20 protein-coding genes and 1 pseudogene are annotated in these 22,447 nt (G+C 58.1%); 14 read left to right on the forward strand and 7 right to left on the reverse strand.

Going from position 1 to position 22,447, the window contains the following annotated elements; genetic code table 11:
• Positions 1-43 precede the first annotated feature (43 nt).
• Both lpxH and ACEN8Q_RS02350 read right to left on the reverse strand, forming a co-directional pair.
• On the reverse strand, positions 44-796 hold the full coding sequence (gene lpxH / locus ACEN8Q_RS02345) for a UDP-2,3-diacylglucosamine diphosphatase (RefSeq protein ID WP_413426051.1): 753 nt from the start codon (positions 794-796) through the stop codon (positions 44-46).
• Complete coding sequence (locus ACEN8Q_RS02350) at positions 793-1,296, reverse strand: peptidylprolyl isomerase (protein WP_008020681.1); 504 nt, start codon at positions 1,294-1,296, stop codon at positions 793-795. Before ACEN8Q_RS02350 ends, lpxH begins: the two co-directional genes overlap by 4 nt.
• Before the next feature lie 251 nt (positions 1,297-1,547).
• On the opposite strand from ACEN8Q_RS02350, the gene ACEN8Q_RS02355 reads away from it, so the two are divergent.
• Positions 1,548-3,245, forward strand: a complete 1,698-nt coding sequence (locus tag ACEN8Q_RS02355) for a glutamine--tRNA ligase/YqeY domain fusion protein (protein ID WP_413426049.1) — start codon at positions 1,548-1,550, stop codon at positions 3,243-3,245.
• A gap of 15 nt (positions 3,246-3,260) precedes the next feature.
• The gene (gene cysS / locus ACEN8Q_RS02360) at positions 3,261-4,643 is read left to right on the forward strand and encodes a cysteine--tRNA ligase (RefSeq protein WP_322616746.1); all 1,383 of its coding nucleotides are present in this window, start codon (positions 3,261-3,263) and stop codon (positions 4,641-4,643) included.
• 219 nt (positions 4,644-4,862) lie between these two features.
• On the opposite strand, the gene ACEN8Q_RS02365 is transcribed toward cysS, so the two are convergent.
• Entirely contained in the window at positions 4,863-6,716 is a 1,854-nt protein-coding gene (locus ACEN8Q_RS02365) for a sigma-54-dependent Fis family transcriptional regulator (RefSeq protein ID WP_413426046.1), read from the reverse strand.
• Between the two features lie 385 nt (positions 6,717-7,101).
• On the opposite strand from ACEN8Q_RS02365, the gene ACEN8Q_RS02370 reads away from it, so the two are divergent.
• From ACEN8Q_RS02370 to ACEN8Q_RS02425, 12 genes and pseudogenes are all read left to right on the forward strand, one after another.
• The gene (locus tag ACEN8Q_RS02370; protein ID WP_413426044.1) at positions 7,102-8,196 is read left to right on the forward strand and encodes an ABC transporter ATP-binding protein; all 1,095 of its coding nucleotides are present in this window, start codon (positions 7,102-7,104) and stop codon (positions 8,194-8,196) included.
• Entirely contained in the window at positions 8,196-9,332 is a 1,137-nt protein-coding gene (locus tag ACEN8Q_RS02375; protein WP_413426042.1) for an ABC transporter ATP-binding protein, read from the forward strand. The genes ACEN8Q_RS02370 and ACEN8Q_RS02375 overlap by 1 nt, the downstream gene beginning before the upstream one ends.
• Positions 9,329-10,192 carry a carbohydrate ABC transporter permease gene (locus ACEN8Q_RS02380; RefSeq protein WP_413426040.1) on the forward strand — a complete coding sequence of 288 codons (864 nt, stop codon included), beginning with the start codon at positions 9,329-9,331 and terminating at the stop codon, positions 10,190-10,192. The genes ACEN8Q_RS02375 and ACEN8Q_RS02380 overlap by 4 nt, the downstream gene beginning before the upstream one ends.
• 28 nt (positions 10,193-10,220) lie before the next feature.
• On the forward strand, positions 10,221-11,015 hold the full coding sequence (locus ACEN8Q_RS02385; protein WP_413426038.1) for a carbohydrate ABC transporter permease: 795 nt from the start codon (positions 10,221-10,223) through the stop codon (positions 11,013-11,015).
• Between the two features lie 10 nt (positions 11,016-11,025).
• Positions 11,026-11,298 (forward strand): DUF2160 domain-containing protein, encoded by a 273-nt coding sequence (locus ACEN8Q_RS02390; RefSeq protein WP_057399940.1) that lies wholly within the window; start codon positions 11,026-11,028, stop codon positions 11,296-11,298.
• Between the two features lie 48 nt (positions 11,299-11,346).
• Complete coding sequence (locus tag ACEN8Q_RS02395) at positions 11,347-13,089, forward strand: ABC transporter substrate-binding protein (RefSeq protein ID WP_322616743.1); 1,743 nt, start codon at positions 11,347-11,349, stop codon at positions 13,087-13,089.
• A gap of 237 nt (positions 13,090-13,326) precedes the next feature.
• Complete coding sequence (locus ACEN8Q_RS02400; protein WP_413704432.1) at positions 13,327-13,824, forward strand: hypothetical protein; 498 nt, start codon at positions 13,327-13,329, stop codon at positions 13,822-13,824.
• On the forward strand, positions 13,821-15,251 hold the full coding sequence (locus tag ACEN8Q_RS02405; RefSeq protein ID WP_413704433.1) for a PAAR domain-containing protein: 1,431 nt from the start codon (positions 13,821-13,823) through the stop codon (positions 15,249-15,251). Before ACEN8Q_RS02400 ends, ACEN8Q_RS02405 begins: the two co-directional genes overlap by 4 nt.
• A 17-nt stretch (positions 15,252-15,268) precedes the next feature.
• Positions 15,269-15,637, forward strand: a complete 369-nt coding sequence (locus ACEN8Q_RS02410) for a hypothetical protein (RefSeq protein ID WP_413704434.1) — start codon at positions 15,269-15,271, stop codon at positions 15,635-15,637.
• A gap of 1,056 nt (positions 15,638-16,693) precedes the next feature.
• The gene (locus ACEN8Q_RS02415; protein ID WP_413704435.1) at positions 16,694-17,485 is read left to right on the forward strand and encodes a hypothetical protein; all 792 of its coding nucleotides are present in this window, start codon (positions 16,694-16,696) and stop codon (positions 17,483-17,485) included.
• 82 nt (positions 17,486-17,567) lie between these two features.
• Positions 17,568-17,876, forward strand: a pseudogene (locus tag ACEN8Q_RS02420) (carbohydrate ABC transporter substrate-binding protein); the annotation flags it as partial.
• 216 nt (positions 17,877-18,092) lie between these two features.
• On the forward strand, positions 18,093-18,293 hold the full coding sequence (locus ACEN8Q_RS02425; protein WP_413704436.1) for a co-regulatory protein PtrA N-terminal domain-containing protein: 201 nt from the start codon (positions 18,093-18,095) through the stop codon (positions 18,291-18,293).
• Positions 18,294-18,502: 209 nt separating this feature from the next.
• On the opposite strand, the gene ACEN8Q_RS02430 is transcribed toward ACEN8Q_RS02425, so the two are convergent.
• The 4 genes from ACEN8Q_RS02430 to nuoM form a co-directional block, all read right to left on the reverse strand.
• Positions 18,503-18,880 carry a type II toxin-antitoxin system VapC family toxin gene (locus ACEN8Q_RS02430; protein ID WP_413704437.1) on the reverse strand — a complete coding sequence of 126 codons (378 nt, stop codon included), beginning with the start codon at positions 18,878-18,880 and terminating at the stop codon, positions 18,503-18,505.
• On the reverse strand, positions 18,877-19,230 hold the full coding sequence (locus ACEN8Q_RS02435) for a type II toxin-antitoxin system Phd/YefM family antitoxin (RefSeq protein WP_413704438.1): 354 nt from the start codon (positions 19,228-19,230) through the stop codon (positions 18,877-18,879). The genes ACEN8Q_RS02430 and ACEN8Q_RS02435 overlap by 4 nt, the downstream gene beginning before the upstream one ends.
• Positions 19,231-19,435: 205 nt before the next feature.
• Positions 19,436-20,899 carry an NADH-quinone oxidoreductase subunit NuoN gene (gene nuoN / locus ACEN8Q_RS02440; RefSeq protein ID WP_008020698.1) on the reverse strand — a complete coding sequence of 488 codons (1,464 nt, stop codon included), beginning with the start codon at positions 20,897-20,899 and terminating at the stop codon, positions 19,436-19,438.
• Between the two features lie 7 nt (positions 20,900-20,906).
• Complete coding sequence (gene nuoM / locus ACEN8Q_RS02445) at positions 20,907-22,439, reverse strand: NADH-quinone oxidoreductase subunit M (RefSeq protein ID WP_111287961.1); 1,533 nt, start codon at positions 22,437-22,439, stop codon at positions 20,907-20,909.
• Positions 22,440-22,447 lie beyond the last annotated feature (8 nt).

Below are 22,447 nucleotides of genomic sequence, written 5' to 3' on the forward strand. Positions count from 1 at the left end.
CATCGCGAGCAGGCTCGCTCCTACAAGGTTTTGTGTTTGGCAGTCAGTTTGTAGGTGCGGCCAATTGCGGTGGCGGGGCGAAATCGAACGGCGCCAGGGCAAACCCTTGTTCGTCGACCTGCAACGCCCACCCCTGACGATCCCAATCCCCCAGCACAATGCGTCGGGCCGCCTGTTCGCCAAGCTGCAACTTGTGAATCGCGGGACGGTGGGTATGCCCGTGGATCAAGGTTTTCACCCCGAACTGCTGCATGATCCGCGGAATCTCTTCGGGCGTGACATCGACGATGTCATTGGCCTTCATCCGTGTTTGCGCACGGCTTTCACTGCGCAGCTTGCGCGCCAGTTTGTGCCGGGTGCGCAGCGGTAGATGCCGCAGGATGAACAGGGTGATCGGGTTGCGCAGGTAGCGCCGCAGCTTCATATAGCTTTCGTCGCGGGTGCAGAGGCTGTCGCCGTGCATCAGCAGCACCGGCTCGCCGTTGAGTTGCACGACACTCGGATCCTTCAACAATGTGCAGCCGGCTTCTTTGCAGAACGCCTTGCCGAGCATGAAGTCGCGATTGCCGTGCATCAGGAAAATGGCCGTGCCGCTGTCGCTGAGGTCGCGCAGGGCCTGGCAGATGGAACGCTGGAAGGGGGTCATGGCGTCGTCGCCAATCCACACCTCGAAGAAGTCGCCCAGAATGTACAACGCACTCGCCGAGCGGGCGCGTCCGGCGAGCAAATCCAGAAACGCCCGGGTGATGTCCGGGCGCTCCTCTTCCAGATGCAAGTCTGAAATCAGCAGTATCACTCAATGATCTCGGCTTTCTCGATGATCACGTCGTCTGCCGGTACGTCCTGGTGGCCGGCCTTGGAAGTGGTGGCCACGCCTTTGATCTTGTCGACAACGTCGGTGCCGGCGGTCACTTTACCGAATACCGCGTAGCCCCAGCCTTGAACGTTCTTGCCGCTGTGGTTCAGGAAGCTGTTGTCCGCCACGTTGATGAAGAACTGGGCGGAAGCCGAATGCGGCTCCATGGTGCGGGCCATGGCGATGGTGTATTTGTCGTTGGAAAGACCGTTGTCAGCTTCGTTCTGGATGCTTGGACGCTTGTCTTTCTTTTCTTTCATGCCTGGCTCGAAACCGCCGCCCTGGATCATGAAGTTACCGATGACACGGTGGAAAACAGTGTTTTCGTAGTGACCGGCTTTAACGTACTCGACGAAGTTGGCCACGGTGATCGGGGCTTTTTCGGCGTTCAGTTCGAGGACGATGTCGCCGAAGTTGGTAGTCAGTTTGACTTGGGTCATGATCGTTACTCACTTGAGGAATTCGTGGTTTTGGGACATTCGATCCCGCAACCGGTTCAGCCTGTCTCGGCCAAGGTGCGCAGTTTAGCGTGACAGGCACGAATTTCGAGGCTGTTTTTTCATTTACGGCCTATTAAATGCGACGGTTTACAGAGCGCGCTCTGTCAGGGCCTTGACAGCATCGGCTATGATAGCGGCTTTGTTTTGTCCGGCCTTCATTACGGCCATGCACCTGTACGTTCAAGGATCCTATGAGCAAGCCCACTGTCGACCCTACCTCGAATGCCAAGACCGGCCCTGCCGTGCCGGTCAACTTCCTGCGGCCGATCATCCAGGCAGACCTGGACTCGGGCAAGCACACGCAAATCGTCACCCGTTTCCCGCCTGAACCCAACGGCTACCTGCACATCGGTCACGCCAAGTCGATCTGTGTGAACTTCGGTCTCGCCCAGGAGTTCGGCGGCGTCACGCACCTGCGTTTCGACGACACCAACCCGGCCAAGGAAGACCAGGAATACATCGACGCGATTGAAAGCGACGTCAAATGGCTGGGCTTCGAGTGGTCCGGTGAAGTGCGCTACGCCTCGCAGTATTTCGACCAGTTGCACGACTGGGCCGTCGAACTGATCAAGTCCGGCAAGGCCTACGTCGATGACCTGACCCCTGAGCAGGCCAGGGAATACCGTGGCACCCTGACTGAACCTGGCAAGAACAGCCCGTTCCGCGACCGTTCGGTGGAAGAGAACCTCGACCTGTTCGCCCGCATGAAGGCCGGCGAGTTCAAGGACGGCGCACGCGTGCTGCGGGCCAAGATCGACATGGCCTCGCCGAACATGAACCTGCGCGACCCGATCATGTATCGCATCCGCCACGCTCACCACCACCAGACCGGCGACAAGTGGTGCATCTACCCGAACTACGACTTCACCCACGGTCAGTCGGACGCCATCGAAGGCATCACTCACTCGATCTGCACCCTGGAGTTCGAAAGCCACCGTCCGCTGTACGAGTGGTTCCTCGACAACCTGCCGGTACCGGCCAACCCGCGCCAGTACGAGTTCAGCCGCCTGAACCTGAACTACACCATCACCAGCAAGCGCAAGCTCAAGCAGCTGGTCGATGAAAAGCACGTCAACGGCTGGGACGACCCGCGCATGTCCACGCTGTCGGGTTTCCGCCGCCGTGGCTACACGCCGAAATCGATCCGCAACTTCTGCGAAATGATCGGCACCAACCGTTCCGACGGCGTGGTCGACTTCGGCATGCTCGAATTCAGCATCCGCGACGACCTCGACCACAGCGCCCCGCGTGCCATGTGCGTGCTGCGTCCGCTGAAAGTCGTGATCACCAACTACCCGGAAGGCCAGGTCGAGAACCTCGAGCTGCCGTGCCACCCGAAAGAAGACATGGGCGTGCGCGCGTTGCCATTCGCCCGTGAAATCTACATCGACCGTGAAGACTTCATGGAAGAGCCGCCGAAGGGCTACAAGCGCCTGGAACCGGCCGGTGAAGTGCGTCTGCGTGGCAGCTACGTGATCCGTGCCGACGAAGCGATCAAGGACGCCGATGGCAACATCGTCGAACTGCGCTGCTCGTACGATCCGGACACCCTGGGCAAGAACCCGGAAGGCCGCAAGGTCAAAGGCGTGATCCACTGGGTGCCGGCCGCCGCCAGCGTCGAGTGCGAAGTGCGTCTGTACGATCGTCTGTTCCGTTCTGCGAACCCGGAGAAGGCCGAAGACAGCGCCAGTTTCCTGGACAACATCAACCCTGACTCGCTGCAGGTACTCACCGGTTGTCGTGCCGAGCCTTCGCTGGGCAACGCACAGCCGGAAGACCGTTTCCAGTTCGAGCGCGAAGGTTACTTCGTAGCCGATCTCAAGGACTCGAAACCAGGTCAGCCGGTATTCAACCGTACCGTGACCCTGCGTGATTCGTGGGGCCAGTGATTCAAGGAAGTTAACGTGCTTACGATTTACAACACGCTCACCAAGAGCAAAGAAGTCTTCAAGCCGCTCGATGGCAACAAGGTGCGCATGTACGTGTGCGGCATGACCGTGTACGACTACTGCCACCTGGGCCACGGCCGCAGCATGGTCGCCTTCGACCTGGTGACGCGCTGGCTGCGCTTTAGCGGCTACGATCTGACTTATGTACGCAATATCACCGACATTGACGACAAGATCATCAATCGGGCCAACGAGAACGGCGAGTCGTTCGAAGCCTTGACCGAGCGCATGATCGCGGCGATGCACGAAGATGAAGCGCGCCTGAACATCAAGAAGCCGGACATGGAGCCGCGTGCCACGGACCACATCCCGGGCATGCACGCGATGATCCAGACCCTGATCGACAAGGGTTACGCCTACGCCCCGGGCAATGGCGACGTGTACTACCGCGTCGGCAAGTTCATGGGCTACGGCAAGCTGTCGCGCAAGAAGATCGAAGACCTGCGCATCGGCGCCCGCATCGAAGTCGACGAGTCGAAACAGGACCCGCTGGACTTCGTGCTGTGGAAAGCCGCCAAGCCTGGCGAGCCGAGCTGGGAATCGCCGTGGGGCGCCGGACGTCCGGGCTGGCACATCGAGTGCTCGGTGATGTCCACCTGCTGCCTGGGCGAGACTTTCGACATTCATGGCGGCGGCAGCGACCTTGAGTTCCCGCACCACGAAAACGAAATCGCCCAGAGCGAAGCGGCCACCGGCAAGACCTACGCCAACGCGTGGATGCATTGCGGCATGATCCGTATCAATGGCGAGAAGATGTCCAAGTCCTTGAACAACTTCTTCACCATCCGCGACGTGCTCGACAAGTACCACCCGGAAGTCGTGCGTTACCTGCTGGTGTCGAGCCACTATCGCAGCGCCATCAACTACTCGGAAGACAACCTCAAGGACGCCAAGGGCGCCCTGGAGCGTTTCTACCACGCGTTGAAAGGCCTGCCGAACGTGGCTCCGGCTGGCGGCGAAGCCTTCGTCGAGCGCTTCACCCAGGTGATGAACGACGACTTCGGTACGCCGGAAGCCTGCGCGGTGCTGTTCGAGATGGTCCGCGAGATCAACCGCCTGCGCGAGAGCGATCTGAACGCAGCGGCCGGTCTGGCAGCCCGTTTGAAAGAACTGGCCAGCGTGCTGGGTGTGTTGCAGCTGGAAGCCGATGACTTCCTGCAGGCCGGTGCCGAAGGGCGGGTGGATGCCGCGCAAGTCGAGGCGCTGATTGCAGCGCGTCTGGCGGCACGTGCCGGCAAGGACTGGGCCGAATCCGACCGCATCCGCGACCAGCTCACCGCCATGGGTGTGGTGCTGGAAGACGGCAAGGGCGGCACGACCTGGCGTCTGGCTGACTGACAGCTGTAGTGCTTGAAAACAAAACCCGCCTTGTGCGGGTTTTTGTTTTTGGGAATGGCGGAAAATGCTGTTCCAGCAGTGCTGGCGCCTTCGCGAGCAAGCCCGCTCCCACATTGGATTTGTGTCGTACTGAAAACTCAGACACACCACAGATCAAATGTGGGAGCGGGCTTGCTCGCGAATGGCCTCAAACCGAACATCGCCAGTGCCGATCACTCGTCATTCCACCTGGCGCAGTCGCTTGTAAAGGGTATTACGGCTTACTCCGAGCCTGCGCGCCAAATGGGAAATATTCCCCCCAACCGCCTGTAACTGCCGGTTCAACTCCTCGGCATCATCAAGATCAACCGCCAGCGGCTCCTGCGTCTCCACGGGCTCCATCTCCAGATCGACAAAAAAGTCATCCGGCAAATGCTCCGGCCGCACCGGTTGTTCCTCGGCCATGGCCAGCGCCACCTGAATCACGCTGCTGACCTGACGCAGGTTGCCCGGCCACGGATGTCGGTCGAACAACTCCAGCACCTCACGGCTCAAACCGGCCCACTGACTCGGCTCTCGATGCTGCTCCCAAAGACGTTTGAACAGCGCCTGCTTGTCGCTGCGCAAGCGCAGCGGTGGCAACTCCAGGGTCAATCCGCCGATACGGTAGTACAAATCCTCGCGGAAACGTCCCAGTTGCACCTGTTCGCGCAGTGAACGGTTGGTGGCGGAGATAATCCGCAGGTCCACCGGGAACAACTCGCTGCTGCCCACCGGCTGCACACAACGCTCCTGCAACACGCGCAGCAGACGGGCCTGGGTCGGCAGCGGCATGTCGCCGATTTCGTCGAGGAACAGTGTGCCTTTGTCGGCCTTGCGGATCAGCCCGATACTGCCTTTCTGGTTGGCCCCAGTGAACGCGCCTTTCTCGTAGCCGAACAACTCGGATTCCACCAGTTCGGCGGGAATCGCTGCGCAGTTGACCGCGATGAACGCTTGTTTGCTGCGCGAGCTGGCCTGGTGCAGGGCTTTGACGAACACTTCCTTGCCGACCCCGGTTTCGCCGTGGATCAACAACGGGATGTCTTTTTCCAGCAGGCGTTCGGCCTGGCGCACGGCTTTTTCCACGCGGCTGTCGCCGAAGTGCAGGGTGTTGAGGCTGATCACCGCCGGTGTCGGGATTGCCACGGCAGGTTCGGCGCTCTTGTTTTCAGAAAATAGCCGCGGCTGGATCGGAACCTGCTTCGGCCGTTTCAGCAGGCACTGGAAGCGATTGCGTCCCGAGGCTTGCAGGGAGAAGGGCAGGCCTTCGGGTTGATTCAACAATTCCAGCAACGAGACCTTGAACAGGCTCTCGACACTGACCCGCGACAGGCTGATGCCCAGCAGATTGTCGGCCCGGCGGTTGGCCGACAGCACCTGACCGGTTTCATCGAAAATCAGCAGGCCGGCCCATTGGCTGTCGAGGTTGTTCAGGCCGGTATTGAAGGTCAGTTGGAAATGTTGGCCATGGAACAGGTTGAGGATCAGCCGGTTTTCCACGGTCTGGCTCATCATCTTGACCATGCCCAAGGTGTGGGATGGCGGCAGATAGCTGTCACTGGACACGTCCAGCACCGCGATCACCTTACGCTCGGCATCGAAAATCGGCGCGGCGGAACCGGTCATGAAGCGGTTGGCCTTGAGGAAATGTTCGTCGTGCTCAATGTGCACGGCTTGTTCACAGGCCAGGGCGGTGCCAATGGCATTGGTCCCGGTGCAGCGTTCCATCCAGCTGGCGCCGGCGCTGAAACCCCGGGCCAGTTTGGGTTCGATGAAGCGCTGTGTTCCCCATGACGTGAGCACTTGGCCCTGATGGTCGGCGAGCATGATCAGGCAATTGGAATTGCTCAGGATGTTCTCGTAATACGGCAGCACTTCCTGATGGGTGGTTTGCACCAGTGAATGCTGGCTCTCCAGCAGTTGCGCGATGCCCTCGGCCGGCAACTGGTCGAAGGCCGGCGTGCTCTGATGGTCGAGGCCGAATGCGCGACAGCGGGACCAGGAGTCCTGGATGATGGCGTCGTGGGATAACGCGGGGGCAGGTACGGCCATTCAAGTCAGCCTCTGGTTAACGCTTTTATTGTTGTTATGGATATATCAACGACATACAACTCTGTAGGAGCGAGCATGCTCGCGATGGACGCTAACGATGGCGCGGGCTGCCTGAAGGAACGAGGCGACCTCACCTCCATCGCGAGCGAGCTCGCTCCTACAAGGGCCGGAAAACGGTCTGTAGAGTGTTGTTCACTAATGTTCATTGTCAACCGTTGAAGTGTTCAGTTGTTCAGTCGCGGTTGTTCATTTGTGTTCAGCAACGAACGTGACTCCGTAGTCATTTTCAAGAATTTCAAACTGAATCAATCGTTTGCATTTTCTGGCACAAATGTCGCTATACAGCTCCGGTCGCTTGATTCCAAAAATAAAAAAAGGCCGAGCCATGTCATTAACCCTGGAGCATGTCAGCCGCACCGTCGAGGGCCAGACCTGGATCGACGATGCCAACCTGAGTTTCGAACCCGGTTCCTTCAACGTTTTGCTCGGGCGCACGCTGTCCGGCAAAACCAGCCTGATGCGCTTGATGGCCGGGCTGGACAAGCCCGACAGCGGTCGCATCCTGATGAATGGCGTCGACGTCACCCAACGCCCGGTGCGCTTGCGCAACGTGTCGATGGTTTATCAGCAGTTCATCAATTACCCGACCATGACCGTCTTCGAGAACATCGCCTCGCCGCTGCGCCAGGCCGGCGTATCCAACGAGCTGATCCAGAGCAAGGTGCTGGAAACCGCGAAGATGTTGCGCATCGAGAAATTCCTCCAGCGCCATCCCCTCGAACTCTCCGGCGGCCAGCAGCAACGCACGGCCATGGCCCGGGCGCTGGTCAAGGATGCCGAGCTGATCCTGTTCGACGAGCCGCTGGTCAACCTCGACTACAAGTTGCGCGAAGAGCTGCGTCAGGAAATGCGCGAGTTGTTCAAGGCGCACCATACCATCGCGATCTACGCCACCACCGAACCCAACGAAGCCCTGGCCCTGGGGGGCACCACGACCATTCTTCACGAAGGCCGGGTGATCCAGAGTGGCCAGTCTTCCTCGGTCTATCACCAACCGCAATCGGTGCTGGCGGCGGAGCTGTTCTCTGAGCCGCCGATCAACCTGATGCCGGGACGCATTGTCGGCAACGAAGTGAGTTTCGCCAACTTCGTGCACTTTCCGTTGAACGTCGACTTGCGTCCGGTGGGCGAGGGCGAGTTTCGCTTCGGCGTGCGGCCCAGCCATATCTCGCTGGTGCCGAGCAACGACGATGACCTCGAACTGGCGGTGACCGTCGAGGTGGCCGAGATCAGCGGTTCGGAAACCTTCCTGCACGTGCGCAACGAGCATTTCCTGCTGGTGCTGCACTTGCCCGGTGTCCACGAATACGACGTCGATGCGCCAATCCGCATCTACATCCCGACCCATAAACTGTTTGTGTTCGATACGCAGGGGCGGCTGGTACAGGCGCCGGGCCGGCGTGTCGCGAGGGTTGCCTGATGGCCGAAATCCGTTTGCAGAACCTCGCCCACAGCTACACCAGGACCCCGGTGGGACCTGAGGACTACGCGATCCGCGAGATGGACCACATTTGGGAGCAGGGTGGCGCCTACGCGTTGCTCGGTCCATCGGGCTGTGGCAAGTCGACCTTGCTCAACATCATTTCCGGGCTGCTCAGCCCGTCCCAGGGCCATGTGCTGTTCGACGGCAAAGCGGTCAACAACCTGACCCCGGAGAAGCGCAACATTGCCCAGGTTTTCCAGTTCCCGGTGGTCTACGACACCATGACGGTGTTCGACAACCTGGCCTTCCCCTTGCGTAACCAGGGCATGGCCGAAGCGAAAATTCACACCAAGGTGCAGGAAATTGCCGAAGTCCTCGACCTTCAGAATCTGCTGAGCAAAAAGGCTCGCAACCTCACCGCCGACGAAAAACAGAAAGTCTCCATGGGCCGTGGGCTGGTGCGCGATGACGTGTCGGCGATCCTGTTCGACGAGCCACTGACGGTGATCGACCCGCACCTGAAGTGGAAACTGCGGCGCAAGCTCAAGCAGATCCACGAGCAGTTCAACATCACCATGGTCTACGTCACTCACGATCAACTGGAGGCCTCGACCTTCGCCGACAAGATCGCGGTGATGTACGGCGGGCAGATCGTGCAGTTCGGCACGCCAAGGGAGTTGTTCGAGCGGCCGAGCCATACCTTTGTCGGCTACTTCATTGGCAGCCCGGGGATGAACCTGATCGAGGTGCAGCCGCAGCCGGGTGGCGTCGGGTTCGCCTCGACTCACCTGCCGCTGTCCGCGGCCATGCAACAGCGCATCGCCGAATCCGAATGGAAAACCCTGAAAGTCGGCATTCGTCCGGAGTTCGTCCATGTGTGGGACGAAGCCTTTGATGACGCGCTGCGGGCACAGGTCGTACACGTCGAAGACCTGGGCACCTACAAGATCATGACCCTCAACCTCGATGGCGTGCCGCTGAAGGTGCGCCTGGCCGAAGACAAAGCAGTGCCGCAAGGCACGGCCTTCATCAGTTTTCCGGCGCAATGGCTGATGGTCTACGCCGACGAATTTCTCCTGGAAACCCAAAGCATTAATGAAGCGTCTGCCAACAAAAAAGAGGCACAGCCATGAACAAGGTGCAGAACAACAAGGCCTGGTGGCTGGTGCTGCCGGTGTTCCTGCTGGTGGCATTCAGTGCGGTGATCCCGATGATGACCGTGGTCAACTATTCGGTGCAGGACATTTTCGACCAGTCCAGCCGCTATTTCGTCGGCGCCGACTGGTACAAGCAGGTACTGCTCGACCCGAGGCTGCATGACTCGCTGCTGCGTCAGTTCATCTATTCCGCCTGTGTGCTGCTGATCGAAATCCCTTTGGGCATCGCCATAGCCCTGACCATGCCGACCAAGGGCCGCTGGTCTTCGGTGGTGTTGATCGTGCTGGCGATCCCGTTGCTGATCCCGTGGAACGTGGTCGGCACCATCTGGCAGATCTTCGGCCGCGCCGATATCGGCCTGCTCGGTTCGAGCCTCAATGCCATGGGCATCAGCTACAACTATGCGGCGAGCACCATGGACGCCTGGGTCACCGTGCTGGTGATGGACGTCTGGCACTGGACTTCGTTAGTGGCGCTGTTGTGCTTCTCCGGGTTGCGGGCGATTCCGGATGTGTATTACCAGGCGGCGCGGATCGACCGTGCCTCGGCCTGGGCGGTGTTCCGGCATATCCAGTTGCCCAAGCTCAAGAGCGTACTGCTGATCGCCGTGATGCTGCGGTTCATGGACAGTTTCATGATCTACACCGAGCCGTTCGTACTCACCGGCGGCGGTCCGGGCAATGCCACGACCTTCCTCAGCCAGACCCTGACCCAGATGGCCGTAGGGCAATTCGACCTGGGGCCGGCAGCGGCATTCTCGCTGGTGTACTTCCTGATCATCCTGTTGGTGTCCTGGCTGTTCTACACCGCCATGACTCACTCTGACGCCAGCTGAGGCCCGCCATGAGCAAGAGGCTACCCCTATGAAGAAAGTGATTCCCCTGCTGCTCTACATCCTGTTCCTGCTGGTTCCCATCTACTGGCTGCTGAACATGTCGTTCAAGAGTAACACCGAAATCCTCGGCGGCCTGACGCTGTTTCCGCAGGATTTCACCTTCCACAACTACAAGGTGATCTTCACCGACCCGAGCTGGTACACCGGCTACCTCAACTCGCTGTACTACGTGAGCCTGAACACGATCATTTCCCTGAGCGTGGCACTGCCGGCGGCCTATGCGTTCTCGCGCTATCGCTTCCTCGGCGACAAACACCTGTTCTTCTGGCTGCTGACCAACCGCATGGCGCCACCGGCGGTGTTCCTGTTGCCGTTCTTCCAGCTGTATTCATCGATCGGGTTGTTCGACACCCACATCGCCGTGGCCTTGGCCCACTGCCTGTTCAACGTGCCGCTGGCGGTGTGGATCCTCGAAGGCTTCATGTCCGGCGTGCCCAAGGAAATCGACGAGACCGCCTACATCGATGGCTACAGCTTTCCCAAGTTCTTCGTGAAGATTTTCATCCCGCTGATCGGCTCCGGCATCGGCGTCACGGCGTTCTTCTGCTTCATGTTTTCCTGGGTCGAACTGCTGTTGGCGCGCACCCTGACGTCGGTGAACGCCAAACCGATCGCAGCGGTGATGACCCGCACTGTCTCGGCATCCGGTATCGACTGGGGCGTGCTGGCGGCGGCGGGGGTGTTGACCATCCTGCCGGGCATGCTGGTGATCTGGTTTGTTCGCAACCACGTGGCCAAGGGCTTTGCCCTGGGCCGGGTATGAGGAACTGATGATGGAATGGATGAGTTGGACCGTCCCCACGACGGCGTTCTTCGGCGTCATTGCCTTGATCCTGGTGGGCATGACCACCTGGGAGTTGCGTTCGCCGAGCGTGCTTCGGCGAGGTTTCCTGCCGATTGCCACCACCCGTGGCGATCGGTTGTTTATCGGTCTTCTCGGCAGCGCCTACCTGCATTTGCTGGTAATCGGCGTCACCGACTGGAGCATCTGGGTCGCTTTCGCGTTGTCCCTGGTGTGGCTGTTGGCTGTGATGCGTTGGGGCTAGTCGAGTCGCTCGGCAATGTTGCTCCGAAATCCCATACAGGAGGTCTCTATGTTCGACAAAAACAATAAGCTGCGACATAGCATTTCATTGGCAGCCATGCTGGCACTCAGCGGGTTGAGCGCAGCGGCCTGGGCCGATGCCTATGAAGACGCTGCGAAGAAATGGATTGGCAGCGAGTTCAAGCCATCCACCCTGACGGCCGATCAGCAACTGGCGGAATTGAAGTGGTTCATCAAGGCCGCCGAGCCGTTCCGCGGGATGGACATCAAGGTCGTCTCGGAAACCATCGCCACCCACGAGTACGAGTCCAAGGTGTTGGCCAAGGCCTTCACCGAGATCACCGGGATCAAAGTCACCCACGACCTGCTGCAGGAAGGCGACGTGGTGGAAAAACTGCAGACGGTGATGCAATCGGACAAGAGCATCTATGACGGCTGGGTCAACGACTCGGACCTGATCGGTACGCACTTTCGCTACGGCAAGACCGAAGCGATCACCGATCTGATGGCCAATGAGGGCAAGGACTTCACCTCGCCGACCCTGGACCTCAAGGATTTCATCGGCCTTTCCTTCACCACCGCGCCCGACGGCAAGCTCTATCAACTGCCCGACCAACAGTTCGCCAACCTCTATTGGTTCCGCGCCGACTGGTTCGAGCGCGCGGACCTCAAGGCCAAGTTCAAGGAAAAGTACGGCTATGAGTTGGGCGTGCCGGTGAACTGGTCGGCCTATGAAGACATCGCGAAATTCTTCAGCGAAGACGTCAAGGAAATCGACGGCAAGCGCGTCTACGGGCACATGGACTACGGCAAGAAAGACCCGTCCCTGGGCTGGCGCTTCACCGATGCCTGGTTCTCCATGGCCGGTGGCGGCGACAAGGGCATCCCCAACGGCTTGCCGGTCGACGAGTGGGGCATTCGTGTCGAGGACTGCCACCCGGTGGGTTCCAGCGTGACCCGCGGCGGCGATACCAACGGTCCGGCGGCGGTGTTCGCCACCACCAAGTACGTCGACTGGCTGAAGAAGTACGCGCCACCGGAAGCGGCGGGCATGACCTTCTCCGAATCGGGTCCGGTGCCATCCCAGGGCAGCATCGCCCAGCAGATTTTCTGGTACACCGCCTTTACCGCCGACATGACCAAACCGGGCCTGGCGGTGATGAACGCCGACGGCACGCCGAAATGGCGCATGGCGCCGTCGCCGCGTGGCCCGTACTGGGAAGAGGGCATGAAGCTGGGCTACCAGGACGTGGGCTCCTGGACCTTCATGAAGTCCACGCCCGAGAAGCAGAAACTGGCGGCCTGGCTTTACGCGCAGTTCGTGACCTCGAAAACCGTATCGCTGAAGAAAACCATCGTCGGCCTGACCCCGATCCGCGAGTCGGACATCAACTCGCAAGCCATGACCGACCTGGCACCGAAACTCGGTGGCCTGGTGGAGTTTTATCGCAGCCCGGCCCGTGTGCAATGGACCCCGACCGGGACCAACGTGCCGGATTATCCGCGTCTGGCGCAACTGTGGTGGAGCCACATCGCCGAAGCCGCCAGCGGCGACAAGACCCCGCAACAGGCACTGGACGGACTGGCCAAGGATCAGGACGCAATCATGACCCGTCTGGAACGTTCGAAAGCGCAAGCCACCTGCGCGCCGAAAATGAACCCCGAGCGCGATGCGCAATACTGGTTCGATCAGCCGGGCGCACCGAAGCCGAAACTGGCGAACGAAAAGCCGAAAGGCGAAACGGTGAGCTACAACGAACTGCTCAAATCGTGGGCGGATGCGCGTAAATAACTGTTTGGGAGTGTGAAAGGCGAACGGCACCGTAAGGTGCCGTTTTTGTTTGTGTTGGAACCACAAAACGAACTTGCATTTCTCTACAAAGGCTCCTTTGAAGGATGCTGTAGGAAAAAGACATTTCCTTTTGACGAAACTTCCTAATCGTTCAGATGGCCCTGCCGGAGGAGTCGCGACGCTGTTAGCGTCCGCCGCATTATTTCTGAACGCCATTCCCGGAAGAAGGTTTCTCAAATGAATGCACCTCTGCACAGCTTGTATACCAACGAAGTCTCTCCTGAATTTCTCCGTAACCTGGACGCCCAACACTTCACGGAAGAGCGACTTGCGAAATGTTGCGACGAAACTCTGGCGGTTGTTCGCCAGCAGCAAGCTTACATAGTTGCTCATCCCGCTCGCGCCGTTTATCGGTTAGCAACCGAAGGCAGTCAAACCCGTGATGGTGGAGTAATCCAGCAAGCGACGTCGCCCTTCGAGTTCACGTTAGGAGACGGCCAGAAAGTGCGCGCGGCACAGAAAGGCGATTGCGTCTTGTACCCGGATGGGCGTACGGCGCAGATCGTCACGGGCGCGGGCCAAGACTTTGACCATGCGGCGCTGGTCGGCAGCCGGCTTTGCAATGGCGACGAGATCATCAACACATTGCAGGGCGGTTTTTTATTGGTGGGGCGTGAAGGTGTCCCGAAGGCCGAGGATTTTCTGCCCTCCGTCAAGCAGGAGGAACATCAATGAACGAAGGACATTTCATTGGCCTGCATGACAAGACCACCTGTGGCGGTACGGTCCTGGATGGCCATGACGGAATTATTATGTTCGGCATCCTCCATGCCCGCGAAGGTGATCGGGTCACCTGTGGCAAGGATGGCAAGACTTACAGGATTGTCGGCGGCATCTCGTACATGATCAGTCATGGCGCGGCCATAGCGGGCACGCTGGATAGCTATAGCTATAGCTATAGCTATAGCAATTGCCCCTGCAAGGCTCAATTGATCCCCTCGGTATTTGGGGCAACCTATCAAAGCGCCAACTCCGCACCGCGAGCGGGCAGGAGCGCTGTGCAACCAGTTTCCAGTGCTGCAACCAGTCAACCGATAGCGTCACGTCCTTCCGGTTTCGCCTCTTCGAACTCTCCCGCACCTGCAATATTCGCCCGTCCGGAGCCCCAAGAACCGGGTTTTTATGTAGTGCCCAAAAGCATGACCCGCGAAGCGTTGGAGGCGACGCTATTCGCCACGCCGGATCCGGCGGTGATGAGCAAGTTTCGGGCACTCAACCCGGCGTCAGACAATATCAAAGCCGGCTCGCTAATTGTGCTCAGCGATCCGAACAACACCTCCTGTACCTATCAAGAAGCCCAACTGATGCAGGCTGCGCAACAGGTTAACGCTGCCATTGATCCTCTGACGCCGGACGAGGCCGAGTTTATGCACCGTCACGCGGCGGAAATCGCTGGTTTTATCGGCGACACCTCGACTTGGCTTGGCGTCAGCGCGGCGGTGATGGAAAAGCATCTGACCAGCCTGCGCGACACTCTACAAGCGATGGAGCGTTTGCATCAGGACAGCTATCGTCAACACGGCCATCTCAGATCACCTCAGTTCTTCGCCGATAGACAACGCTTGCTCGCGCAACTGGATGCGCACCTGCTGAACTCCACTCGACTGCGTGGCCAGACGACCTTGGGCGATCATCCCAAGCTGAAGACGGCGCTTGGCATTTCCAGCCGCAGCCTTGTGCATCGTTGGGACAAGGCCGGCGCTCCGGGTCAGATACCCGGATATGCCACTCATGTGGATGCGACGAGTCGCGCGGCGAAGTACATGCAGGCGGGAGGGTATATCGGAATTGGAATAGGCGGAATTTCTTCGTTACTGAGTATTCAGGCGGTATGTACTAGCGACTCAAAAGCCGCTTGCGAGAAGGTGAGGTTTACAGAGGGAGGAAAGTTTGTCGGGTCCACCTTTGGTGGCGTTGCGGGTGTAGAGATAGGTAAATATGTGAGTGGACCTATCTGTCTGGCGCTTGGCGTCTCTACAGGAGTTGGGGGAATTGTCTGCGCCGCGACTTTGATAGGTGCTGGAGCATGGGTGGGATCGACTTACATGGGTGATGGCGGTGAGTTAATGGGTGAAATTTTGTACGAAAAAACCCAGCCATGATGGGAAAGGATTTTTGGATGTCCTGGCTAGCTTTTTGGCTTTTGGCCGGTCCGATTTTTCTGGCCATTGCAAGTAGTGCATACAGTCTGTACCTCAGATGGCGTTACCTTGACGCCATGCTTGAGGCTTTGAAAAATAGTCGTTATGTCCACACTTGGGGGCCAGGCTTGAGAAAGCTGGGGTGGTTTGGGGGCTTCCTGCTGATAGCAAAAATCGCCGGGATGGTGACGATGCCAAGGGCTTCAATCCGCATTGGTGAATTGGATCCCGAGGATATTAATAACTTTCCCCCTCATCTAAAGCGCCTTCTGAAAATCAAAGCAGTGATGCTGGTTGGTATTGCTGTTTGGGGATTGATTGCATATGGGTTGATGACTTTGGAGTGATTTCTGGGGCGCTCCCTCTCCAAGCTGAAGACGGCGCTTGGCATTTCCAGCCGCAGCCTCGTGCATCGCTGGGACAAGGCGGGTGCGCCGGGGCAGATACCGGGGTATGCCACTCATGTGAATGCGATCAGTCGTGCAGCCAAGTACATGAGTGCAGGTGGGTACATCGGTATCGGGATTGGCGGGGTTTCTTCGTTGCTGGCTGTTCAGGAGGTCTGCATTGGAGACTCAGGCGCCGCTTGTGAGAAGGTCAAGCTCACGGAGGGAGGGAAATTTATCGGGGCCACTGGCGGTGGGATAGCAGGCGGGGCAGTTGTCCCGTGGGCTGGTCGTTCTGTTTGCGCGGCGCTGGGATCTCGCCATGTCGTTGGGGGAGTTGTTTGTTTTGCGGCGTTGGTAGGGGTTGGAGCATGGGGAGGGACAGAGGGGGGTGGAGCCTTAGGTGAAGTATTTGGAGAGAAAATATTTGAAGCAACACAGCCATGACTAGCCTCGACGCTTGGACTCCTTGGGTAGCGATTATTGTGACTGGTGGCCCGATCCTGTTGGCTTTTATGAGTATCGGATACTGCCTGTACCTAAGTCGACGTCACCTGGACGCCATAATGGGAGCCTTGAAAAGTTGTCGCTTCATATACATCTGGGGTCCCGCATGGCGGAATCGAGGCTGGTTCGGAGGCTTTGTTCTGATCTCTGTAATCGCCGGGATAGTGGTGTGGCCGAAAGCGGACATCCGCTATGGCAGACTGGATTCTACGGATATCGAAAACTTTCCTCCTCGTCTGAAACGTCTTTTGGTCATTTATGTATCGATGATGATCATTACTGTGGTCTGGATGGGGGTCGCATACCTGTTATTGAAACTCAGATAACTCGATAGCCCAGTTGTCATTGAAGCACCAAACGCAAAAACGGCACCCGAAGGTGCCGTTTCTGTTCACTACCGAGTGTCGCTAAGCGATCAACCCGCCAGATTCGATGCTGTACCAGGCTAAACAGCGGTGGTGGATATGCGCGCTTTAGAACTTTGATTTCAATAAACGTGAAGGAGTATCGGTGACTACGCCCCATCTTGAACTCATCTACTTAATAGCATGGGTTGTTGTATTTTTCCTTGCTCTAGTTAGTCGGGCGATCCTGTTGTTTGCTGCCTATTTTCGTCTTGATCAAATGGAAGATCACTTCACTGTCTCCCATGTTCGCTTCAATCGAGATAGAAAAGGGAATGGACCCTTTGGGCGGATGAACAGGGTAAGGCTGATAGGAGCATTAACAGGCCGTTCTTCGCTTCACCATATGCTGGATCCATGGGCGTTCATGGAGGCCGAGATGATTCCGGAGCATCTGAAAAAATGGGTGAATATCCCTGGACACATATTACGGGCCGCTCTTGTAGTCAGTGGTCTGTTGCTGCTTTGGCACAGTTTCGAGTGGCTATGCACAACCTTGTCCAAACCACTAAGCGACCTTGAGATTCTCTGCATCGCTACATTGATCTCATGTTTCATCTTGGCCCTTCTTGGTGTGTTGGTGCGGATATATATCAGTTTGTTCGAACTGGACAAACTTGAGTCTTTCTTGTTGGATTCCTACTTTGTCGGTCGGAATCGTCGAGTGTTGGGAGACGGCGTATATGGTCGTTACAGTCGCTTATCCCACATATCGACCATGCTTTTATTGAGTGATAAATTTTTGTCGACAAGTGATCCAGGTGCGATAAAAGACATCGCTCGCCTCCCACTATCCCTTCAACGACTAGTTGCTATTCCCAATCGGATGCTTGCCTATTCAATCGTTGGATTTTGCGTGGTCCTTCTCTGCGGAAAATTCTTCGGAATAATTGAATAGCAGAGGGAAAGTGGAGAAGGGAACGGGCGCCATTTAGACGCCCGTTTTAACCGCAAAATAAATCCGTCCCCTTTTTCTTCGGACCAATGTGCCGGATTATCCGCGTCTGGCGCAACTGTGGTGGAGCTACAGCGCCGAAGCCGCCAGCGGCGACAAGACCCCGCAACAGGCACTGGACGGTCTGGCCAAGGATCAGGATGCAATCATGACTCGTCTGGAGCGTTCGAAAGCCCAAGCCACCTGCGCACCGAAAATGAACCCCGAGCGCGATGCGCAATACTGGTTCGATCAGCCGGGTGCACCGAAGCCGAAACTGGCCAACGAAAAGCCGAAGGGCGAAACGGTGAGCTACAACGAGTTGCTCAAATCGTGGGCGGATGCGCGTAAGTAACTGTTTGGGAGTGTGAAAGGCGAACGGCACCGAAAGGTGCCGTTTTACTTTGTGCCCGATGGACCGCTTTCGCGAGCAAGCGACCCCGCGGGAGCAAGCTCCCTCGCCACAGATACCTTTCAGGCTACATAACGGATATGTAATTTGCGCGCCACTGTCATGAAAGGTTCGGATTGTTACCTTGACCTCGTTAGTCAATTAAACGAGGAATCAAACATGAAACTTGCAGAACTGAGTGCGTTTGTAGCGGCGTTGGTGATGTCTTCTGTTGTTTTGGCAGAAGGTGGCGGTGACAAGACGTTCGAAAAAATGATGGCGGCCAATGACCGCTCGGTGGAGAAGTTTGTCGCGAAGGAACAGGCGCGTACCCCCGTCGTCTTGAATGAAAAAAAGGACGACAAGACCAAAGACTTGTAAGCGTGTCGCACTGGAACCAGCCCGTCATCGAATACCGATGGTGGGCTTTTTTATTGCGCAATGGTTTGGAGGTCACTTCATTTTCGACTCAGACGCGGTCTCGTGCAGGAGCTGGCTTGCCAGCGAAGAGGCCACTCCAGATAACAAAGTTCTCCAGCCGAGCAAAATCACTCACAGAAACATTCATCATTTGTGGTGTTTTGAACCAATCAGACCAAAACAGCCAAATCCGTGTACCTGGCAACCAATGGGTCGGCGGTCAGCAGTTTCATGGGTTCAGTCATGGCTGTTGCAACAATGAGGCGGTCGAACGGGTCACGATGATGATGTTCGAGGTCTTTCACGGCAATGGCATGCTCGGAAGTTACGGGCAATTCGATGAACCCGCTTTCGAGGCTGTACTGCCGGATTTCCTCCAGATCAACGTTCAGCTTTCCCAATCCGATCTTGATCGCCATCTCCCAGAATGACGCTGCGCTGACATATATGTCGGCAGCGTTCTCGATGAGCTTTCTGGCTTTGCCGGAAAGTCTGGGATCATCACTGAGTGTCCAGAGCAAAATGTGCGTGTCGAGCAGAAGCCTCATTCGTGAGCGCCTTCAAAAATATCGAACATGTCGTCCGACAGTGGCGCGTCGAAATCATCGGGAAGTACAAGTTTGCCTTTCATCGTTCCGATGCGCTGGCCGCAGGTTTTCCCCACCGGCACCAGCCGTGCGAGAGCCCGACCGTGTTTGGCAATCGTGATGATCTGTCCAGCGGCTGCGTCATCAACGAGTTTGGATAGATTGTTTTTTGCTTCGGCCAACGGAACGACGATCATGATTTCCCTCCGTGAATATTCTGGACAAATATAGCCAGAATATTCACGGAGGGCAAAAATGCGTGGTTTCTGAGGGATGGCGGGAGCCAGTTCGGAAAAGATGTCACGGTTCATTGTTCGCTCTCGTATTGGTTTCTCGATCCAGCAGTCATTAAAGATAAAACCGAGTGCTCGATCTTGATGTAGGACGAGGCGGGTAATACGGCGAGAGCTTTCGGGGATTGTCGGAGGAGGGGAGCGTGCTGGTAACAAATCCCACAAACGCAAAAACGGCACCCGAAGGTGCCGTTTCTGTTTACTACCGGGTATCGCTATGCGATCAACCCGCCAGGCCCGACTGTTGAACCAGGTTCAACAGCGGTTGTGGGTACAGGCCGAGGAAGAACGCCAGCACCGCGATGGCCAGCAGCATCACGCCGCCTGCCTTCTGTTCCCAGTGCAGTTGAGCGTCGACGCGGCGCAGGTTTGGCTCGATCAGGTACAGGGTGACCATCACTCGCAGGTAGTAGAACACGCCGATGGCACTGCCCAGTACCAGGGAGCCGACCAGCCACCACTGATGCGACTCGACGCCGGTGGCGATGATGTAGAACTTGCCGATGAAGCCCGCGGTCAGCGGGATACCGGCCAGGGACAGCATCATCACGGTCAGCACGGCAGTCAGGTACGGACGGCGCCAGAACAGGCCGCGGTATTCGTACAGGGCGTCTGCGTCACGGCCTTTGTATGGCGAGGACATCAGGGTGATCACGCCGAACGCGCCGAGGCTGGTGATCACGTAGGTGACCAGGTACACGCCGATGGCTTCCACGGCCAGGCCCTTGCTCGCCACCAGGGCGATCAGCAGGTAACCGAAGTGGGCGATGGACGAGTAACCCAGCAGACGCTTGAGGTTGCTCTGGGTCAGGGCCAGCAGGTTACCGAACAGGATCGACGCGATGGCGATGATGGTCAGCACGTTGCTCAGCACGCCGCTGCTCGCAGCAGGGGAGATCTGGAACAGGCGCACCATCACTGCGAACACAGCCACTTTGGAAGCGGTCGCCAGGAACGCGGCAACCGGCGCCGGGGCACCTTCGTAAACGTCCGGAGTCCAGAGGTGGAAGGGTACCAGCGACAGCTTGAACGCCAGGCCGATCAGCATCATGCCCAGGCCCAGTTGCGCAAGCGAGCTTGGCAGACCGGTAGCCGCCAGCGCCTGGCCGATGCCGACGAAGCTCAGGGAGCCGGCGTCAGCGTAGAGCAGGGCCATACCGAACAACAGGAACGCGGAACCGGCCGCCGACAGCACCATGTACTTGATACCGGCTTCCAGCGAGCGCTTGTTGAAGAAGGCATAAGCCACCAGACCGTAGACCGGCACCGACAGCAGTTCCAGACCGACGAACAACCCGGCCAGGTGCTGTGCGCTGACCAGCACCAGGCCACCGGCGGCGGCCATCAGGATCAGCAGGTACAGTTCTTCACGGTTGCCCGGGTAACCCGTGCCGCCATCGCCGAGGTAGGCGTGGGCAAGGGTCACACAAGCGAGGGTGGCGACCAGGATCAGCGCCATGTACAAGCAAGCGAAACTATCGATTTGCAGCAGTGGGGTCACAGCCAATGGCGCGACCTTCAAGGCTGGCAGGATCGACAGCAACGCCAGGTTCAGACCCGCCACCGACAGCAGGAAGGTCTGGGAGTGGTTGCGGCGCCAGGCAATTGCCAGCATCACCACGATGATCGTGGCGCTGGTAATCAACAGCGGCGCTAGCGCGATAAAGTGTTGAGTCGTGAATTCCATAGCGCTCTTACCGGGCCGAAGCGAGTTGAGTGAAGGCGGTGCCGAGCCACTGCTGCACGCCATGCATCGTAGCGGCAGAGGTATCGAGGAACGGTTGCGGGTAGACGCCGATGTAGATCAGCAGCGCTGCCAGACCGACCACCATGATCATTTCGCGACCGTCCATGCCGTGCAGCACCACGTCCGATTTGGCCGGGCCGAAGTAGGCGCGGTGGATCATGATCAGCGAGTAGACCGAACCGAACACCAGGCCGGACGTCGCGATGATGGTGACCCACGGGGCAATCGGGAAGGTGCCGATCAGGATCAGGAACTCACCGACGAAGTTACCGGTACTCGGCAGGCCCAGCGACGCGGCTGCGAAGAACAGGCTGAGAGCCGGCAGGTAAGCGATTTTCGACCACAGGCCACCCATCTCGCGCATGTCGCGGGTGTGGGTGCGTTCGTACAACTGGCCACTCAGGATAAAGAGTGCCGCGGCCGACAGACCGTGCGCCAGCATTTGCATTACAGCGCCCTGCAGTGCCAGTTGGCTGCCGGAGTAGATGCCGATCAGTACGAAGCCCATGTGGGAAACGGACGAGAAGGCAATCAGACGCTTGATGTCGGTTTGCGCGAACGCCAGGAACGCACCGTAGAAAATCCCGATCAGACCCAGGGTCATGGCGAACGGTGCGAACTCGGCCGAAGCGTTCGGGAACAGCGGCAGGGCGAAACGCAACAGGCCGTAGGCCGCTGTCTTCAGCAAGATACCGGCGAGGTCGACGGAACCTGCGGTCGGTGCCTGGGCGTGAGCGTCAGGCAACCAGGAGTGGAACGGCACCACTGGCAGCTTCACGGCGAAGGCGATGAAGAAGCCGAGCATCAGGATGTACTCGGTGGTCGTCGACATCTTGGTCTTCAACAGGTCGGCGTAGTTGAAGGTAATCACGCCGGTGTCGTTGAAGTTGACCAGTACCAGACCCAGGATCGCCACCAGCATGATCAGGCCGGAAGCCTGAGTGAAGATGAAGAACTTGGTCGCCGCGTAGATCCGGGTTTTCTTGCCGTCCGAAGAACTGTGACCCCAGAGCGCGATGAGGAAGTACATCGGCACCAGCATCATTTCCCAGAAGAAGAAGAACATGAACAGGTCGAGGGCGAGGAACACGCCGACAACACCGCCCAGGATCCACATCAGGTTCAGGTGGAAGAAGCCAACGTGACGCTGGATCTCTTTCCACGAGCAGAGTACCGAGAGGACACCCAGCAGGCCGGTCAGCATGATCATCAGCAGCGACAGGCCGTCGAGGGCCAGGTGCACGTTGATGCCGAAGCGCTGGATCCAGACGTGCTTGAACTCAAGCGCCCAGGTCGGATCGGCACCCGGTGCCGGAGCAAATGAATAGTCACCGTTGGCCCACAGCCAGAGGCCGAGGGAGAGCAGCAGGGACATGGTGATCAGCGCAATCCAGCGGGGGAGGGTGGCGCCGAAGCGCTCACCCATCCAGCACAGCAGGCCGCCGATGAAGGGGATCAGGATTAGCCAAGGCAGAATCATGACGGGCT

This window comes from Pseudomonas sp. Pseusp16, from assembly GCF_047324915.1.
Lineage (GTDB): Bacteria > Pseudomonadota > Gammaproteobacteria > Pseudomonadales > Pseudomonadaceae > Aquipseudomonas > Aquipseudomonas fluorescens_CD.

Coding starts and splice junctions, on each gene's coding strand:
- ACEN8Q_RS02370 (WP_413426044.1), top strand. CDS start 7,102: ATGTCATTAACCCTGGAGCATGTCAGCCGCACCGTCGAGGGCCAGACC.
- ACEN8Q_RS02350 (WP_008020681.1), bottom strand. CDS start 1,296: ATGACCCAAGTCAAACTGACTACCAACTTCGGCGACATCGTCCTCGAA.
- ACEN8Q_RS02380 (WP_413426040.1), top strand. CDS start 9,329: ATGAACAAGGTGCAGAACAACAAGGCCTGGTGGCTGGTGCTGCCGGTG.
- ACEN8Q_RS02355 (WP_413426049.1), top strand. CDS start 1,548: ATGAGCAAGCCCACTGTCGACCCTACCTCGAATGCCAAGACCGGCCCT.
- ACEN8Q_RS02430 (WP_413704437.1), bottom strand. CDS start 18,880: ATGAGGCTTCTGCTCGACACGCACATTTTGCTCTGGACACTCAGTGAT.
- ACEN8Q_RS02425 (WP_413704436.1), top strand. CDS start 18,093: ATGAAACTTGCAGAACTGAGTGCGTTTGTAGCGGCGTTGGTGATGTCT.
- nuoN (WP_008020698.1), bottom strand. CDS start 20,899: ATGGAATTCACGACTCAACACTTTATCGCGCTAGCGCCGCTGTTGATT.
- ACEN8Q_RS02435 (WP_413704438.1), bottom strand. CDS start 19,230: ATGAACCGTGACATCTTTTCCGAACTGGCTCCCGCCATCCCTCAGAAA.
- ACEN8Q_RS02385 (WP_413426038.1), top strand. CDS start 10,221: ATGAAGAAAGTGATTCCCCTGCTGCTCTACATCCTGTTCCTGCTGGTT.
- ACEN8Q_RS02375 (WP_413426042.1), top strand. CDS start 8,196: ATGGCCGAAATCCGTTTGCAGAACCTCGCCCACAGCTACACCAGGACC.
- ACEN8Q_RS02390 (WP_057399940.1), top strand. CDS start 11,026: ATGGAATGGATGAGTTGGACCGTCCCCACGACGGCGTTCTTCGGCGTC.
- ACEN8Q_RS02400 (WP_413704432.1), top strand. CDS start 13,327: ATGAATGCACCTCTGCACAGCTTGTATACCAACGAAGTCTCTCCTGAA.
- ACEN8Q_RS02395 (WP_322616743.1), top strand. CDS start 11,347: ATGTTCGACAAAAACAATAAGCTGCGACATAGCATTTCATTGGCAGCC.
- nuoM (WP_111287961.1), bottom strand. CDS start 22,439: ATGATTCTGCCTTGGCTAATCCTGATCCCCTTCATCGGCGGCCTGCTG.
- ACEN8Q_RS02405 (WP_413704433.1), top strand. CDS start 13,821: ATGAACGAAGGACATTTCATTGGCCTGCATGACAAGACCACCTGTGGC.
- ACEN8Q_RS02410 (WP_413704434.1), top strand. CDS start 15,269: ATGTCCTGGCTAGCTTTTTGGCTTTTGGCCGGTCCGATTTTTCTGGCC.
- ACEN8Q_RS02365 (WP_413426046.1), bottom strand. CDS start 6,716: ATGGCCGTACCTGCCCCCGCGTTATCCCACGACGCCATCATCCAGGAC.